The organism is Roseovarius spongiae, assembly GCF_003651245.1.
GTDB classification, from domain to species: Bacteria; Pseudomonadota; Alphaproteobacteria; order Rhodobacterales; family Rhodobacteraceae; genus Roseovarius; species Roseovarius spongiae.
This window is the reverse complement of the sequence record NZ_RAPE01000004.1, coordinates 44,450-61,089: the sequence shown is the minus strand read 5'-3', so window position 1 is coordinate 61,089 and position 16,640 is coordinate 44,450. Positions and strand designations below refer to the sequence as shown.

Genomic DNA, 16,640 nt, shown 5'->3' with positions numbered 1-16,640 from the left:
AAGCACATAGTTGATAGGTTGAGTCCGGGCGAATGCGTCAGAGCCAATCCAGATTGGCCAACGGCCGACCGCCCTATGAATGGAACGACAGTAACAGTGAGGATAGGTTATGAAATTCCCGACTAGTCTCAAGATGATAGCCGGCGCGACTGCGTTCACCGCAGTTGCAGGAATGGCTGCGGCGGCGCCGGTCGATTACGCCGCGCTCTACTCGACAGGATCGTACTACTACGACGGGAGCGTTCCCACGGTCACGTTCACCGATCCTGACGCGCATGTCGCCCTGACGGCCTCGGGCGCGGCTCTTGATCGGGACGAAGTGTTGTCGTTCAAACTCCGCTTCGAGTTCATGGCGGCATCCCCGACCTTTGACGATCCGACCGTGTTCGGCCCTGTGTCTTATAACGACACCGTCGACCTTGGATCGTTCTCGATCAACCAGATGCTGGCCGCGGTCGGCACGGGTCATGCCGGCGGAGCTACCTTCGATATCACCAGCTACAGCTTTCCGACAGCGACTACGATGGACGTGAATGGCAGTGTGACGCTTGATGAAGTGCTGACAGCGGCGCTCGCGGGCGCGGTCGGCGCTCCCTCGAACTTCACTGGCATAAACACAGGCCAGTACTCGCTCAACGCCTGGCTGCAATCCGACATAGCGCCAGTTCCGCTGCCCGCCGCGGCGCCACTGCTGCTCTTCGGTATTGGCGGTCTGGTCGCCCTTGGCCGGAAACGGCGCAAGGCAGCCTGATCTCAAGCAATATGTGAAATTCTGACAAGGGGCGTCCCAATGGGACGCCCTTCTTCGTCGCGGGATCTGTATTTTGCTCCGTCCAAGCGATAGCGCCTTTCAGGCAAGCGGATTTCATGGGACAAACCGATCCGGCATCGGATGAGACGAGGGAACCCGCATGGCAAGACCTGCACGCGCTTGGCAGAAAATGCTCTCGGGCCGCAGGCTCGACCTGCTGGATCCGACCCCGGTCGATATCGAGATCGAGGACATCGCCCACGGGCTGAGCTTCGTCGCACGCTGGAACGGGCAGACGCTGGGCGATTACGCCTATTCGGTGGCCGAGCATTCGCTGCTGGTCGAGACGCTGTTCGGCCGTCTCAGCCCGAAGGCGGCGGCGAAATGGCGACTGGCCGCGCTGTTGCACGACGCGCCGGAATACGTGATCGGCGACATGATCTCGCCGGTGAAGGCCGCTGTCGGGCCGGGCTATGATGACCTCGATCAGCGGCTGTCCGCGGCGATCCATATCCGTTTCGGCCTGCCCGCCGCGATTCCCGCCACGGTCAGGAAACAGATCAAGAAGGCGGACAAGATCAGCGCTTGGATGGAGGCGACGCAGATCGCGGGTTTCACGAACGCCGAGGCGGACCGCTTTTTCGGTCGTCCCGACCCGAAGGTGATGGCGGACCTCGCCATCCTGCTTCGCGCGCCGCTGGAAACCCGTGCCGCCTATACCGACCGCACGGCGGCGCTGCTCGCACAGACGGGGTGACTCGCGGGATGCTTTTCCCGGTGAGAATACCCGGCCGGCGGACGATTGCGCGAGGACGCCCGAAGGGCGGAGGACCGGCTATCGGGGCGAGCGTTTCGCGAGGATGCGCTGCAAGGTCCGCCGATGCATGTTGAGCCGCCGCGCGGTCTCGGACACGTTGCGGTCGCAGAGCTCGTAGATCCGGTGGATATGTTCCCAACGCACGCGATCCGCGCTCATCGGGTTCTCGGGCGGCGGCGGCAGTTCGTCCTCGTCCGCCAGGAGAGCGTTGGTGATGTCGCGGGCGTCGGCGGGCTTGGACAGGTAGTCGGTCGCGCCGATCTTGACCGCGGCCACCGCGGTGGCGATCGCGCCATAGCCGGTCAGCACCACGATGCGCGCATCAGGGCGGCGCTCGCGGATCACCTCCACCACGTCGAGCCCGTTGCCATCCTCGAGCCGCAGATCGCAGACAGCGTAGGCGGGCGGGCGGACGCTGGCGATGGCGCGCCCTTCGGCGACGGATTCGGCAGTCTCCACGGCAAAGCCGCGCTTCTCCATCGCCTTGGCGAGCCGCTTGAGGAACGGCTCGTCGTCATCGAGCAACAGGAGCGAGTTGTCCTCGCCGATCCGGCTATCGCTATCAGCCATGTGTCCCCGTCTCCCGGTGGTGCATTGCGGCGTGGAACCTAAGTAGCCCGCGCGGCGGGAGGCGTCAAACAGCGGCGGGTGCGGCCGGGTCAGTCCGCGTCGATGAAACAGGCGACCTTGTCGGCCATCTCTTCGGCGCTCATCTCGCGGCGGAAGAAATCGACGAAGCCCTCGCCCGGCAGGGTGAGATAGGTAAAGGTCGAGTGGTCGACGAGGTAGTAATCCTCCTGGCCCGGGGCCGCGTCGTGGACCTTGTAATAGGTGCGGTAGGCGTCGCTGGCGACCTTGATCTGCTCGGGCGTGCCGGTGAGGCCAACCATGCGGGGGTGCATCATCTCGGCGTAGTCGCCGACAACCTCGGGCGTGTCCCGCGCCGGATCGACCGAGATGAAGACCGGCCTGACCATCTTGCCGCGCTCTTCGAGCAGCTCCACCGCCTCGGCGTTGCGCGCCACGTCGAGCGGGCAGACATCGGGGCAGAAGGTGTAGCCGAAATAGATCAGCGCCGGCTCATCCAACACCTCGGCGCTGGTCACTGTGTCGCCGGTTTCGTCGAGCAGCGTGAAATCGCCGCCGATGCTGCCCGCGCCGCCCGCGATCTGCGAGGCACGGCACTGGGCGAAGCGGTCGTCGCCATCACGCGCAAAGAGCAGGTAATAAGTCACCCCCAAGAGAGCGATCAGTGCGAGTCCGGCGGCAAGCGCGATGGAGCGGGTCATGGGTGTCTCCTTGGCTGCGACCCGACCCGGTTGGGGGCGGGCCCGGCCGGGCTGGGCTATGCCGCCCGACTGTGGCAGGTTCGTTTCATCGCGGCACATCTAGCAGGCCGCGGCATGGTCGCAATAGGGCGAAACCGCGCAGATGACAAAGAGTTCACCCGATCCGATCCGGTTGCGCGCGGGCGGCAACTGGATCCGCCTGCGCACGCTGGTCTACCTGCGCTGGTGGGCGGTGCTCGGGCAGGTGGCGGCGCTGGTGATCGCGCAGCGCGTCTACCGGCTCGACTTCGAGATCGGCCTTTGTTTCCTGGTGATCGGCGCGGCGGTGATCAGCAACCTCGTCGCCTCGGCGATCTATCCGGCGACGAGGCGGCTCACCGAATCCGAGAACCTCGCCGTCGTGCTCTTCGACATGCTGCAGCTGGGGCTGATGCTCTACCTGACCGGCGGGCTCAACAACCCTTTCTCGATGCTGATCGTCGGCCCGGTGATCGTCTCCGCCTCGTCGCTTTCCAGGCGCTCCACGGTATTTCTCGGGCTGATCGCCATCGCCATAGTCTCGGCGCTGGCGCTGATCCACCTGCCGCTGCGCACCGAGCACGGAGAGATCCTGCGCATGCCGGACATCTTTCTCTTCGGCAACTGGGCGGCGATCGTGATCGCGGTGATCTTCCTCGGCGTCTATTCGCGCTGGGTCGTCTCGGAAATGGCGGTGATGTCGGACGCGGTGCAGGCGACGCGCATGGCGCTTGCCCGCGAACAGAAGCTGACCGACCTCGGCGGCGTGGTGGCGGCCGCCGCGCATGAGCTGGGCACGCCGCTCGCGACGATCAAGCTCACCTCCTCCGAACTGGCGGACGAACTGCCCGAGGGAAGCGACGCGCGCGAAGACGCGCTGCTGATCCGCGAGCAGGCGGATCGTTGCCGCGACATCCTGCGTTCGCTGGGGCGCGCGGGCAAGGACGACGTGCACCTGCGCACCGCGCCGCTGACGGCGGTGATCGAGGAAGCGGCCGAGCCTCATGTCGGGCGCGGCAAGACGATCCTTTTCGATCACGGCGCCAGCAGCCGCGCGGGCCTGACCACGCAGCCGCTGATCCTGCGCCGTCCCGAGGTGATCCACGGGCTGCGCAACCTGGTGCAGAACGCCGTCGATTTCGCCGCTCGCACGGTCTGGGTCGAATCCGACTGGGACGACAGGCGCGTCAGCATCCGCATCATGGATGACGGGCCGGGCTATCCGCCGCACCTGCTGGGCCGGATCGGCGATCCGCTGATGCGTCGGCGGGGCGGCGGGATCGACCCGGCGCGCCCGGATTACGAGGGGATGGGCCTTGGTCTGTTCATCGCCAAGACCCTGCTCGAGCGGTCGGGCGCCGATCTGAGTTTCGCCAACGGAACCGAGGCGTTCGGCCGCAACGCGGCGCTGGCCGAGCGCACCGGCGCCTTTGTCGAGGTCGCCTGGCCGCGCAAGACGCTCGAGGCCGCGGCCGGTGGCGCGGAGGCAGGAGCGGACAGGCCGATCACGCCCTGAAACGCACCGCTTTTAACCCGTGGTTAACCGAAGCTGGTCAAGGCTGTTTCCCATGAGTCCGCTATCGAGGGAACGAAGCGCATGTTTGCAGGTGGCGTCACGATGTGGATCGGGCTGGCCCTGGTCGCGGCCGGGGGATCTCTCGCGGCGCTCTGGCTGATCGGGCTGTTCCTGCCCACGGGCGGCGCATCCGGCGCGGCCCCGCCCGCCCGCGGCGCGGCCAGCTTCCTGTTCGAGGATGGCGCGCTGATCGATCACGACGCCGGCGCGCTTCCCGACAGCGGGGGGAGCGCGGTATCGTGGTCCGATCTGCGCAATTGGCTGACGCCTCGGTTTCCCGGCCTGCCCGCGAACATCGAGGCGATGGCGGGCGAGTCGATCGTCGTTCCCTCATACGACGCGCCCGATGACGGCGCCACGGTCGAACTGACGCGGACAGGAGACACCCTGCGCGCGATCCTGTCCGACCCGCCGCATGCCTGCCCGGCGGAACGGCACGCCGCACTTGCCGAACAGGCGCGGCTGGCCGAGCTGCGGCGAGCCCTTCAGGCGGCGCCCTACCCGATCTGGAAAACCGCCGCGGACGGAACGCTGATCTGGCGCAACGCGGCCTGCGCGCAGACGTTCGAATCGTGCAGCCTGCGCAAGAACGTGCCGTCGCCCGATCCCGGCCACACCAGCGAAACCCGCTTTTCGATCCCCGGCGATACCCCGTCCGAGCCACGCTGGTTCGAGGTGCAGTCCGCCGCGAGCGACGGGCATGTCATGCACCACGCCGCCGAGGTGACCAAGATCGTGCGCGCCGAGACCGGGCAGCGCAATTTCCTCCAGACCCTGACCAAGACATTCGCCTACCTGGCAATCGGCCTCGCCGTGTTCGACAAGAACCGCCAGCTTGCGCTGTTCAACCCCGCGCTGGTCGACCTCACCGGGCTGCCGCCCGACTTTCTGAGCGCGCGGCCCGAGCTCATGCGGGTCTTCGACATGCTGCGCGACCGGCAGGTCATGCCCGAACCGCGCAACTATGCGTGCTGGCGCACCCAGGTCAACGAGGTGATCGAATCGGCAAGGGACGGGCTCTACCAGGAGACATGGTCGCTTCCCGACGACGTGACCTACCGGGTGACCGGACGGCCACATCCCGACGGCGCGGTCGCGTTCCTATTCGAGGACATCACCGCCGAGGTTTTGGGCGCGCGGCGCTACCGCGCGCAGCTCGACCTGCGGCAATCCGCGCTCGACGCGCTGCCCGAGGCGGTGATGGTCACCGGGCCGAACGGCGTGCTGTCCTTCTGCAACGAAGGCGCAACGCGGCTGCTGGGGATCGATCCGGACAGCAGCTTTGCCGACATGGGCGTCACCGACCTGGTCCGCGCCTGCGACGCGGCCATCCCGCAATCTGAACTCTGGACACGGGTCGAACAGGCGTTGCGCCGCCGCAGCCTGCCGACCCCGCTGCGCGAAAACGCGCATGTCGCCGGGCGCGGCGCGGTGTCCGTTCGCGTCGAGCCGCTGCCGGGCGGCGCGCGCATGCTGATCCTCGACTCCGATCAAGACGCAGGGCTGGGGCAGAAATCCGAACGGTTGGCCACGACGATGGGCTGATCCCGGTTGCAGGGGACGGCGGCGCGTGTAGTGTCACCGCCATGACGGGAACGACCCTCGCCTGCACCCTGTACAGCCCTGCGCAAACCTGCGATGTGGCCCGTGCGCTCGCCCCGCGCCTCGGCGCGGGCGACGTGATCCTGGTGTCGGGCGACGTCGGCGCGGGCAAGACGCATTTCGCGCGCTGCCTGATCCAGGCACGGCTCATCGCGCCCGAGGACGTGCCGTCCCCGACTTATACGCTGGTCCAGACATATCCCGTGCCGGACGGTGAAGTCTGGCACGCCGATCTCTACCGCGTCACCGGTCCTTCCGAGATTATCGAGCTTGGCCTGACCGATGCGTTCGACGCCGCGATCTGCCTTGTCGAATGGCCCGACCGGCTGGGCGATCTCGCCCCGGAAAACGCGCTCTGGCTCGACCTCGCCATGACCGACCGGCCGGAGATGCGCCGCATGACCCTGCGCTGGCGCGATCCGCGCTGGGCCTCGCGCTTGGAAGGGTTGTGCGATGGCTGAGCGCGACGCGATGGCCCGCGTCTTTGCGGAGGCTGCCGGTTGGCGCGGCGCCGCGTTCGCGCCGTTGGCGGGAGATGCGTCGAATCGGCGATACCTGCGGCTGACGGACCCCGGAACCGGCGCGCGCGCCGTGCTGATGGACGCCCCGCCCGAGAAGGGCGAGGACACGCGACCCTTCGTGCGGATCGCGGAGTACCTCGCATCGCTGGGCCTCAGCGCGCCGCGGATCCTCGCCGCGGATACGGAGCGCGGGTTCCTGCTGCTCGAGGATCTGGGCGATGCGCTCTTCGCGCGGGTCATCCCGTCGGACCCGACCCTTGAGGACACGCTCTACGAAGCCGCGACCGATGTGCTCGTCACGCTGCACGAACACGCGCCGCCCGCTGATCTGGCCGCCTACGACGCCGACACGATGGCCGATCTCGCCGCGCTGGCCTGCGACTGGTACGCTGCCGGGGCGCGCGGCGCGGACGCGGGCGCGCGCGCGGCGATGCGCGCGGCGATTCATGCCGCGCTTGAAACCCACGCATCCAGCGCCGCGGTGCTGATCCAGCGCGATTACCACGCCGAGAACCTGCTCTGGCTGCCCGGGCGGGCGGGCGTGGCGCGTGTCGGGCTGCTCGATTTCCAGGACGCGCTCCTGGGTCATCCGGCTTATGATCTCGTCTCGCTCCTCCAGGATGCGCGCCGCGACGTGCCGCCAGCCGTCGCCACCCGGATGATCGCGCGCTACACGGCGCGCACCGGGGCCGACGCGGAGGCGTTCGAGCGCGCCTATCACGTGCTCGGGGCGCAGCGGAACCTGCGGATCATGGGCGTCTTCGCCCGGCTCTGCCTGCGCGACGGCAAGCCGCATTACCTGACCCTGATGCCCCGGGTCTGGGATCACCTGATGAGCGACCTCGACCACCCCGCGCTGGCCGGGCTCGCCCCGATCGTGCGGGCGGCGCTGCCGGAGCCCGACGCAGAGACGCTGAACATGCTGAGGGAAAAATGCGCATCGAGTCGGTAATGCTCTTCGCCGCCGGGTTCGGCACGCGCATGGGCGCGCTCACCCGCGAGCGGCCCAAGCCGCTGATCGAGGTGGGGGGCCGCGCGCTCATCGATCATGCGCTCGACCTCGTGCGTGCGGCGGGGGTGGGCCGGATCGTCGTCAACGCGCATTACCGCGCCGGGCAAATCATCGATCATTTCAGGGACAGCGACGTGACGGTGACGGTCGAGGCGCCCGATATCCTCGATACCGGGGGCGGGCTGCGCGCCGCGCTGCCGCTGACCGGGGCGGGGCCGCTCTTTACCATGAACACGGACGCGGTCTGGGACGGGCCGAACCCGCTCGATCTGCTGGCCCGCGCGTGGCGGCCGGGCGAGATGGGGGCGCTGCTGCTGTGCGCGCCGCCCGCGCGGGCCATCGGCCATGACGGCGCGGGGGATTTCCGCGTCGATGATGCGGGGCGGGCGACGCGGGGCGCCGGCCTTGTCTATACCGGCGTGCAGATCCTCGAGACCGGGCTGCTGGCCGAGGTGGAGGAGGAGGCGTTTTCGCTCAACCAAGTATGGGACCGGATGATCGCGCGCGGCGCGCTGCACGCTCTGCCCTATCCGGGTCGCTGGTGCGATGTCGGCCATCCCGGCGGGATCGCGCTGGCCGAGGACATGCTGGCGGGCCGCGATGTTTGAGCCGCAGGAGATCCCCCGTGTCTGCGCCCTGCCCCCGGGCGTCGATTTCCCGGCGGAACTGATCGCGGGGCTTGACGCGCGGCTGGCCGGTGAGCCGCCCGAGGCGCTGGCGCGGGTGCAGCTTATCGTCAACACGCGGCGGATGGCGCGGCGCATCCGCGCGCTCTGGGACGCCGGGCCGCCGCGCCTTCTGCCGCGGATCGCGCTGGTGACAGACCTCGGCCTGCATACCGGCCTGCCTGCGCCCGCGCCCGCGTTGCGCCGGCGGCTGGAGCTTATCCAGTTGATCGCGCGGCTGATCGAGCAGCAGCCCGACCTCGCCCCGCGCAGCGCGCTTTACGACCTGGCCGACAGCCTTGCCGCGTTGATGGACGAAATGCAGACCGAGGGCGTGTCGCCGGACGCCATCGACGCGCTTGATGTCAGCGACCAGTCCGGACACTGGGACCGCATCCGCGCGTTCCTGAACATCGTGCGCCGCTTCACGCAGGCGCCCGACCTTCCCGACGCGGGCGCGTGGCAGCGCCAGGCCGTGGAGGCGACCATCGCCGCCTGGCAGGCCGCGCCGCCCGCGCATCCGGTGATCCTCGCGGGTTCGACCGGGTCGCGCGGAGCGACGCAGATGCTGATGCAGGCGGTGGCGCGGCTGCCGCAGGGCGCGGTGGTGCTGCCGGGATACGATTTCGACATGCCGGATGCGGTCTGGGGCGGGATGGCCGATCCGCTGTTGTCCGAAGACCACCCGCAATACCGCTACCACGCGCTGCGCCGCGCGCTGGACCTCGGGCCGCGGGACATCGCCCGCTGGACCGGCGCCGCCCCGGCCAACCCGGCGCGCAACCGGGTCGTGTCGCTGGCGCTGCGGCCCGCCCCGATGACCGACGCCTGGCGCGAGGAGGGGCCGGCGCTGAACGATCTGGATGCGGCGATGGCGGACGTGACGCTGCTCGAGGCGCCATCGCAGCGGCAGGAGGCGCTGACGATCGCGATGCGGCTGAGGCAGGCCGCCGAGGACGGGCAGACCGCCGCGCTCATCACGCCCGACCGGGGGCTGACGCGGCAGGTGGCCGCCGCGTTTGACCGCTGGCGCATCGTGCCGGATGACAGCGCCGGCGTGCCGCTGCACCTGACGCCGCCGGGACGGCTCTTGCGGCACGTGGCGGACCTGCCCTGCCGCCGCCTGACCGCCGAGACGCTGCTGACCATCCTCAAGCATCCGATGACCCATTCGGGTGGCGAGCGGGGCGCGCATCTGCTGCTCACGCGCGAACTTGAGCTGCACCTGCGGCGCAACGGCCCGCCCTACCCCACCGCCGAGGACGTGATCGGCTGGGCCGCCGAACAGACGCACGAGATGGCAGCGGACTGGGGCGCGTGGCTTGCCGCGCATCTGTGCGGGCAGGAGGACGGCGGCGCCGAACGCCCGCTGACCGCGCGGGTCGCGGCGCATCTCGCGACCGCGGGCGCCATCGCGGGCGGCTGCCGGGCGGAGCCGCCCGGCGCGCTCTGGTCGCGCGAGGACGGGCGCGCGGCGCGGGAGGCGATGGAGGAACTGCACGCCGAGGCCGGGCATGGCGGCGACATGCGGGCGGCCGACTACGCGGCCCTTGTCCACGCGATCCTGTCGCGCGGCGAGGTGCGCAACCCCGATGAGCCGCACCCCGATATCCTGATCTGGGGCACGCTCGAGGCGCGGGTGCAGGGGGCGGAGCTGCTGATCCTCGCCGGTCTGAACGAGGGAAGCTGGCCCGAGGCGGCCAGCCCCGATCCCTGGCTCAACCGCGAATTGCGGCACCGGGCGGGGCTGTTGCTGCCCGAGCGCCGGATCGGGCTCGCTGCGCATGATTTCCAGCAGGCGATCGCGGCGCGCAAGGTCTGGCTGACCCGGTCGGTGCGCAGCGAGGAGTCCGAGACCGTCGTATCGCGCTGGGTCAACCGGTTGCAGAACCTGCTGGCTGGGCTGCCCGATCAGGGCGGCGCGGCGGCGCTGGACGCGATGCGCGCGCGGGGACGGGCGTGGCTCGACCTCGCCGCGCGGCTTGAAGAGGCGCCCCTGATCCCGCCCGCGCCGCGCCCCTCGCCCTGCCCGCCCGTTGCGCACCGGCCCGACCGGTTGTCGGTGACCGAGATCAAGCGGCTGATTCGCGACCCCTACAGCATCTACGCGAAACACGTTCTGCGGCTGCGCCCGCTCGATCCGCTGATGAAACTGCCGGATTACCTGCTGCGCGGGATCGTGCTGCACAAGGTGCTCGAGGTGTTTGTCTCGGAAACCGCGCAGGATGCGGCGCTCTGCACGACTGAAAGGCTGCTCGCCACTGCTGACCGGGTGCTGGCCGAACATGTGCCGTGGCGCGAGGCGCGGGTGATGTGGCGCGCGCGGCTGGGTCGGATCGCCGAGCGTTTCGTTACGACCGAACTGACGCGCCGCGCGATCGCCCAGCCCACGGGGTTCGAGAAACGCGGCGAGGCGCGGATCGATGCGCTGGGTTTCACGCTCGTCGCCTATGCCGACCGGATCGACATCGCCCCGACCGGCAAGCTGCATATCTTCGATTACAAATCGGGCGAGCCCCCCACGCCCAAGGAACAGCAGTATTTCGACAAGCAGCTCCTGCTTGAAGCGGCGATGGCCCAGATCGCGGGCTTTGACGGCATCCCTGCCGCGCCGGTCGCGCAGGCCGCCTATATTGGCCTCGGCGGAAGCGGCAAGGTCGTGCCCGCCCCGCTCGACGAAACGCCGCCGGGGGAGGTCTGGGCGCAGCTTGCCGCGCTCATCGCGGCCTATGCTCAGGAGGACATGGGTTATACCGCGCGCCGTGCGATGCAGAAGAAGGAAGATACGGGCGATTACGACCAACTGGCGCGGTTCGGCGAATGGGACGCGACCGCGCCCCCGGACAAGCGAAAGGTCGGTCGATGAGTTTCGACGCCGCCACATTGCGCCAGATCGCCGCCGCGCGCCCGGACCGCTCGACCTGGCTGTCGGCAAATGCCGGGTCGGGCAAGACGCGGGTGCTGACAGACCGGGTGGCGCGGCTGCTGCTCGACGGGGTCGATCCGCAGCATATCCTGTGCCTGACCTACACCAAGGCCGCGGCGAGCGAGATGCAGAACCGGTTGTTCCGGCGCCTTGGCGCCTGGGCGATGCTGGATGACGCAGCACTCACCACCGAGCTCGAGACGCTGGGCGCCGAAGGGGCGCGCGGGGACGCGGCGCTGCGCCAGGCGCGCAGGCTGTTCGCGCAGGCGGTCGAGACGCCCGGCGGACTCAAGATCCAGACGATCCATTCGTTTTGCGCGGGCCTTTTGCGGCGCTTCCCGCTCGAGGCAGGGGTCAGCCCGCAATTCACCGAGATGGAGGATCGCGCGGCCGCGCTCTTGCGCGCGGAGATCGTGGAGGAGATCGCGACCGAGCCGAAGGTCGGCGTCCTGCACGCCGTCGCGCGGCACTATTCCGGCCAGACGCTTGCCGACCTGGCCGGCGAGATCGCGCAGCACCGGACGTTGTTCGAGACCGAATGGACCGACGCGGGGCTGCGCCGCATGCTGGGCCTGCGCCATGACCGCAGCGCGGCGCAACTGGAGGCGGAGGTCTTCACGGGCGGTGAGCGCGCGCTTCTCGACGCGCTCTTGCCGGTGCTGCGCGAGGGCTCGGTCACCGACCAGCGTAACGCCGATCGGCTGGCGGAGCTGGACGCGCTCGATATCGACTGCTTGCCCGCGCTGGAGGGGATATTCCTGACCGGCGCGAACACGAAAGAGCCGTTTTCGGCCAAGATAGGGTCTTTCCCGACCAAGGCGACGGGCGAGAAGCTGGGCGAACTTCTGGCCGGTCTCCATGCCTGGATGGGCCGGGTCGAGGCCGCGCGCGAGGATCGCGTCGCGCTCGAGGCGCTGGAGGCCACGCGCGCGCTGCACGATTTCGCGCATATCTTCCTGCCTGCCTACGCTGAGGCCAAGCAGGCGCGCGGCTGGCTCGATTTCGACGACCTGATCCTGCGGGCGCGGGACCTGCTCACGCGGGCGGATGTCGCCGCCTGGGTGCTTTTCCGGCTCGATGGCGGGATCGATCATATCCTCGTGGATGAGGCGCAGGACACCAGCCCGGTGCAGTGGCAGGTGATCGACCGGCTCGCGCAGGAGTTCACCAGCGGCATCGGCGCGCGCCCGGACGTGCGGCGCACGATCTTCGTCGTCGGCGACAAGAAACAGTCGATCTATTCCTTCCAGGGCGCCGATCCGGGCGAATTCGACCGCATGCAGGAGGAGTTCGCGCAGCGTCTGTCGGTCACGCCCGAACCGCTGCAACGCACGCGGCTCGAACATTCGTTCCGTTCATCGCAGGTGATCCTCGATCTCGTGGACGCGGTGATGTCGGACACGGATCAGGGCGAAACAGGCTCTGGCTCGGGGCATATCGCCTTCAGGACCGACCTGCCTGGACGGATCGATCTCTGGCCCGTTCCGACCGAGGCGGAGCCGGGCGAAGCCCCCCCTTGGCACGATCCCGTGGACATGCTGGCGAGTGACGATCCGGCGGTGGTCCTGGCCGAGCGGATCGCGCAGGAGATCGCCGACATGATCGCGCGCAAGCAGCCGATCCCGGCGAGCGAGGGCAACGCGATGCGGCCGGTGCGCGCGGGCGATATCCTGATCCTCGTGCAGCGGCGTTCGGACCTCTTTCACGAGATCATCCGCGCCTGCAAGGCGCGCGACCTGCCCATCGCCGGAGCGGACCGGCTGCGCGTCGGCGCTGAACTGGCGGTGCGGGATCTCGCCGCGCTCTTGTCCTTCCTCGCCACGCCCGAGGACAGCCTTTCGCTCGCCACCGCGCTGCGCTCGCCGCTGTTCGGCTGGAGCGAGGAAGAGCTTTACGCGCTTGCCCAGGGGCGCGCGGAGCGCCACCTGTGGCAGACCCTTCGCGGCCAGTTCGACACGCATCCGCAAACGCTCGCCATGCTGACCGACCTGCGCGCCCAGGCGGATTACCTGCGCCCCTTCGACCTGATCGAGCGAATCCTGACCCGCCATGACGGGCGCCGTCGCCTGCTCGGCCGGCTGGGGGTCGAGGCCGAGGACGGAATCGACGCGCTTCTGGCGCAGGCGCTCGCCTATGAACGCAAGGCCGTGGACAGCCTCACCGGCTTTCTCGTCTGGCTCGAGACCGACGAGGTCGAGATCAAGCGCCAGCTGGACGCGGCGGACGACCGCATCCGCGTGATGACGGTGCATGGCGCGAAGGGGTTGGAATCCCCCGTGGTGATCCTGCCCGACACCGCCGAGCGCAAGCCGCCGAAAGGCGGGCAGTTCGTGACCGGCGGCGAGGCGCCGCTTTGGCGTATGCCCGCGCCCAGCGCGCCGGCGCCCGTGCGCGACGCGCTCGACCTCGCGGCCGAGGCGCGCGAAGCCGAGCGCGACCGGTTGCTCTATGTCGCCATGACGCGGGCGGAAACCTGGCTGATCGTCGCCTGCCCCAAGGCGCCGGGTAAAAAGGGCCGAAGCTGGTACGAGAAGATCGCGGCGGCGATGGAGCGGCTTGGCGCCGCGCGCGAACATGGCGACGGCATTAAGCGCATGGAACAGGGCGATTGGGGCGGAACAGTGACTGATTCCGCAACCGTCGCACCTGCCGCCGCGCGCTCCTTGCCCGCGCATTTCGCCACGATTCCGGCGGCGCCCGAACGCGCCGATACGCTCAGCCCCTCGACCGATCTCGGCGGAGCCAAGGCGCTTCCGGGTGATGCGGGGCCGGAGGAGGACGCGGCGAAACGCTGGGGGCGGCAGGTGCACCTGCTGTTGGAGGTGCTGCCCGGCCATCCGGCGGCGGACTGGCCTGCCGAGGCGGCGCGGCTGTTTTCCGCCGGCCCCGACGCGGCCGATGCGTCAACGCAGGCTGCGCTGCTGGCCGAGGCGGCGGGCGTGCTGACGGCGCATGGCGACGGCCCGCTTTTCGCGCATGGCGCGCTCACCGAAGCGCCGGTCACCGCCACGCTGCCCGAACTCGGCGGCGCGCGGATACACGGCGCGATCGACCGGCTGATCGTCGCGCCCGACCATGTGCTGATTGTCGATTTCAAGTCGAACCGCACCATTCCTGATGGGCCCGACGCCTGCCCCTCCGGCATCCTGCGGCAGATGGGCGCCTACGCGGCCGCGCTCGCGCAGATTTACCCCGACCGGCGCATCGACGCGGCGATCCTCTGGACGCGGACCGCGCAGCTCATGCCGCTGCCGCGGGCGCTGATCGCGCAGGCGTTACAGCAGGCCGGCGCCGCTTGACGTCACCCCGGCCTCTACCTACGTTCTGCGCAACGCAGCAATTCCCCGAGAGGAGACGCCAAATGGCCACCGTAGCCGTCACCGACGATACCTTCGACGCCGAAGTGAAGAATTCCGATATCCCCGTCGTGGTGGATTTCTGGGCCGAATGGTGCGGCCCCTGCAAGCAGATCGGCCCCGCGCTCGAGGAGATCGCGACCGAGATGCAGGGCAAGGTCAAGATCGCCAAGGTCGACGTCGACAGCAACCCCAACACCGCCGCCTCCATGGGCGTGCGCGGCATTCCGGCGCTGTTCATCTTCAAGGATGGCGAAGTCGTGTCGAACCGTGCGGGCGCCGCGCCCAAGGCCGCGCTGCAAAGCTGGATCGACGAGGCGATCTGAGCCGGATCAGAGCCTGATATCGGGGCCTCGCCGCATCGGCGGGGCCCTTTTCCTTGGGCTTTCGATGTTCGCCAAATACGCAACCCCTATATCGGACGGACCCGACAGGAGGCAGATCATGCGAAACGACGACTTTCCCGGCTGGCACGGCACCACGATCATCGGCGTGAAGAAGGGCGGCCGCGTGGTGATCGCGGGCGACGGGCAGGTGAGCCTGGGCCAGACCGTCATCAAGGGCAGCGCGCGCAAGGTGCGCCGCCTGTCGCCCGGCGGCTTCGACGTGGTGGCGGGATTCGCCGGATCGACCGCGGATGCCTTCACCCTGCTCGAGCGGCTCGAGGCCAAGCTCGAGGCGACGCCGGGACAGTTGCAACGCGCCAGCGTGGAGTTGGCCAAGGACTGGCGCACCGACAAGTATCTGCAAAAGCTCGAAGCGATGCTTATCGTGACCGACGGGCGCGATCTTTTGGTGATTACCGGGGCGGGCGATGTGCTTGAGCCCGAGCATGACATCGCCGCAATCGGGTCGGGCGGAAACTACGCTCTGGCCGCCGCCCGCGGCATGATCGACACCGACCGCAGCGCCGAGGAAGTGGCCCGCGCCGCGATGGCCATCGCCGCCGACATCTGTGTTTACACCAATGGCAACCTGACCGTCGAAGAGATCTCGGCCAGCGCATGAACGGCGCCGACACCAAGCTGACGGACGACGATCTGCGCGCCGCCGCCGCCGCGGGTATCATCACCGAGGCGCAGGCGGCCCGGCTGATCCATCTTGGCCACGAACGCGCGGGTCGCCTCGCGCGCAGGTTGCCCGACGATGAGCCGTTCGAACTGTTTCGCGGATTCGCCGAGATCTTCGTCTCGGTCGGCCTCATCCTGCTGCTGAGCGGGGCGATCGCCTTTGCCGCGCTGCTGGGCAGCGGCGTGGGCATCGCGGCGGTGATGGGCGCGCTCTGCTGGTTCGGCGCGCTCTATTTCACGCGCAAGCGGCGGATGGCGCTGCCTTCGATCGTGCTGGCGGTGGGTTATGCGATGGCGGCGGCGACGATCATCGGTTTCGCGCTGTCGGAATCGCCGCTGGCGCGCGGCGAGGGCGTGATCGTCGTGGTCTTCGGCCTGCTGGGGATCGGGGCGATGGCGATCTACTACCGCGTGTTCCGGGTGCCCTTTGCGATGTTTCTTGCGGGGCTTTTCGGGCTTGCCGTGGTGTTCGGGCTCACCGGGACGATGACCGACGTTCAAATTGGCCTCATGGGCGACTGGAACAGGTTCTTCGACTTGCGGCGCGGCGGTGGGCTTGCCATCGGCACGCTGGTTTTCGGGCTGCTCGCGCTGGCCGCCGGGCTCTGGTTCGACATGCGCGATCCCCACCGGATCGGGCGCATGGCGCGCTCGGCCTTCTGGCTGCACCTGCTTGCCGCGCCTGCACTGGTCAACACCGTGGCGATGACCGCCTACAACACGGGCGGCGGCGCCGGCATGATGCTCACCGCCGCAGCCCTCGTGGCGATCACGGTCCTGGCGCTCATCATCGACCGGCGGTCGTTCCTGACGGCGGGGCTTGGCTATCTCGCCTTCGTGGTGGCCTGGGCGATGCAGCTGGGCCAGTCCGACCTGAGCTGGCCGGTCCTGCTCCTGGTGCTGGGCGGCATCGTGACCGCGCTCGGCACGTTCTGGATCGGGCTGCGCGTCGCGCTGATGCGTGCGCTACCCGACTTCCCGGGCAAGGATCGCCTGCCGCCCTACGACGTGAATCGCTGACTTGCCATTTTCATCCC

14 protein-coding genes are annotated in these 16,640 nt (G+C 68.9%); 12 read left to right on the top strand and 2 right to left on the bottom strand.

Annotated features, from left to right (window positions below; genetic code table 11):
* Positions 1-109: 109 nt before the first annotated feature.
* Entirely contained in the window at positions 110-751 is a 642-nt protein-coding gene (locus D6850_RS13930; RefSeq protein WP_121168023.1) for a VPLPA-CTERM sorting domain-containing protein, read from the top strand.
* 160 nt (positions 752-911) lie between these two features.
* Complete coding sequence (locus D6850_RS13925; protein ID WP_121168020.1) at positions 912-1,508, top strand: HD domain-containing protein; 597 nt, start codon at positions 912-914, stop codon at positions 1,506-1,508.
* 78 nt (positions 1,509-1,586) lie between these two features.
* On the opposite strand, the gene D6850_RS13920 is transcribed toward D6850_RS13925, so the two are convergent.
* The gene (locus D6850_RS13920; protein ID WP_121168018.1) at positions 1,587-2,138 is read right to left on the bottom strand and encodes an ActR/PrrA/RegA family redox response regulator transcription factor; all 552 of its coding nucleotides are present in this window, start codon (positions 2,136-2,138) and stop codon (positions 1,587-1,589) included.
* 89 nt (positions 2,139-2,227) lie between these two features.
* Complete coding sequence (locus D6850_RS13915) at positions 2,228-2,857, bottom strand: SCO family protein (protein ID WP_121168016.1); 630 nt, start codon at positions 2,855-2,857, stop codon at positions 2,228-2,230.
* Positions 2,858-2,999: 142 nt separating this feature from the next.
* Here D6850_RS13915 and regB point away from each other — a divergent pair, with 142 nt between their 5' ends.
* The 10 genes from regB to D6850_RS13865 all read left to right on the top strand — a co-directional run bounded on the left by regB (position 3,000) and on the right by D6850_RS13865 (position 16,623).
* Positions 3,000-4,391 (top strand): sensor histidine kinase RegB, encoded by a 1,392-nt coding sequence (gene regB / locus D6850_RS13910; RefSeq protein ID WP_121168013.1) that lies wholly within the window; start codon positions 3,000-3,002, stop codon positions 4,389-4,391.
* A gap of 81 nt (positions 4,392-4,472) precedes the next feature.
* On the top strand, positions 4,473-5,996 hold the full coding sequence (locus tag D6850_RS13905; protein ID WP_121168011.1) for a PAS-domain containing protein: 1,524 nt from the start codon (positions 4,473-4,475) through the stop codon (positions 5,994-5,996).
* A 41-nt stretch (positions 5,997-6,037) separates the two neighbouring features.
* Positions 6,038-6,514 (top strand): tRNA (adenosine(37)-N6)-threonylcarbamoyltransferase complex ATPase subunit type 1 TsaE, encoded by a 477-nt coding sequence (tsaE, locus tag D6850_RS13900; protein ID WP_121168009.1) that lies wholly within the window; start codon positions 6,038-6,040, stop codon positions 6,512-6,514.
* Positions 6,507-7,526 carry an aminoglycoside phosphotransferase family protein gene (locus D6850_RS13895; protein ID WP_121168007.1) on the top strand — a complete coding sequence of 340 codons (1,020 nt, stop codon included), beginning with the start codon at positions 6,507-6,509 and terminating at the stop codon, positions 7,524-7,526. The genes tsaE and D6850_RS13895 overlap by 8 nt, the downstream gene beginning before the upstream one ends.
* Positions 7,508-8,194, top strand: coding sequence for a nucleotidyltransferase family protein (locus D6850_RS13890; protein WP_121168005.1), 687 nt, complete (start codon positions 7,508-7,510; stop codon positions 8,192-8,194). The genes D6850_RS13895 and D6850_RS13890 overlap by 19 nt, the downstream gene beginning before the upstream one ends.
* A complete protein-coding gene (gene addB / locus D6850_RS13885) occupies positions 8,187-11,117 on the top strand; it encodes a double-strand break repair protein AddB (protein WP_121168003.1) in 2,931 nt (976 codons plus the stop codon). Before D6850_RS13890 ends, addB begins: the two co-directional genes overlap by 8 nt.
* Positions 11,114-14,476 carry a double-strand break repair helicase AddA gene (gene addA, locus D6850_RS13880; protein ID WP_121168001.1) on the top strand — a complete coding sequence of 1,121 codons (3,363 nt, stop codon included), beginning with the start codon at positions 11,114-11,116 and terminating at the stop codon, positions 14,474-14,476. The genes addB and addA overlap by 4 nt, the downstream gene beginning before the upstream one ends.
* A gap of 62 nt (positions 14,477-14,538) precedes the next feature.
* On the top strand, positions 14,539-14,859 hold the full coding sequence (gene trxA, locus D6850_RS13875; protein ID WP_121167999.1) for a thioredoxin: 321 nt from the start codon (positions 14,539-14,541) through the stop codon (positions 14,857-14,859).
* Between the two features lie 118 nt (positions 14,860-14,977).
* Positions 14,978-15,541 (top strand): ATP-dependent protease subunit HslV, encoded by a 564-nt coding sequence (gene hslV, locus D6850_RS13870; RefSeq protein ID WP_121167997.1) that lies wholly within the window; start codon positions 14,978-14,980, stop codon positions 15,539-15,541.
* Entirely contained in the window at positions 15,538-16,623 is a 1,086-nt protein-coding gene (locus tag D6850_RS13865; protein ID WP_121167995.1) for a hypothetical protein, read from the top strand. Before hslV ends, D6850_RS13865 begins: the two co-directional genes overlap by 4 nt.
* Positions 16,624-16,640 lie beyond the last annotated feature (17 nt).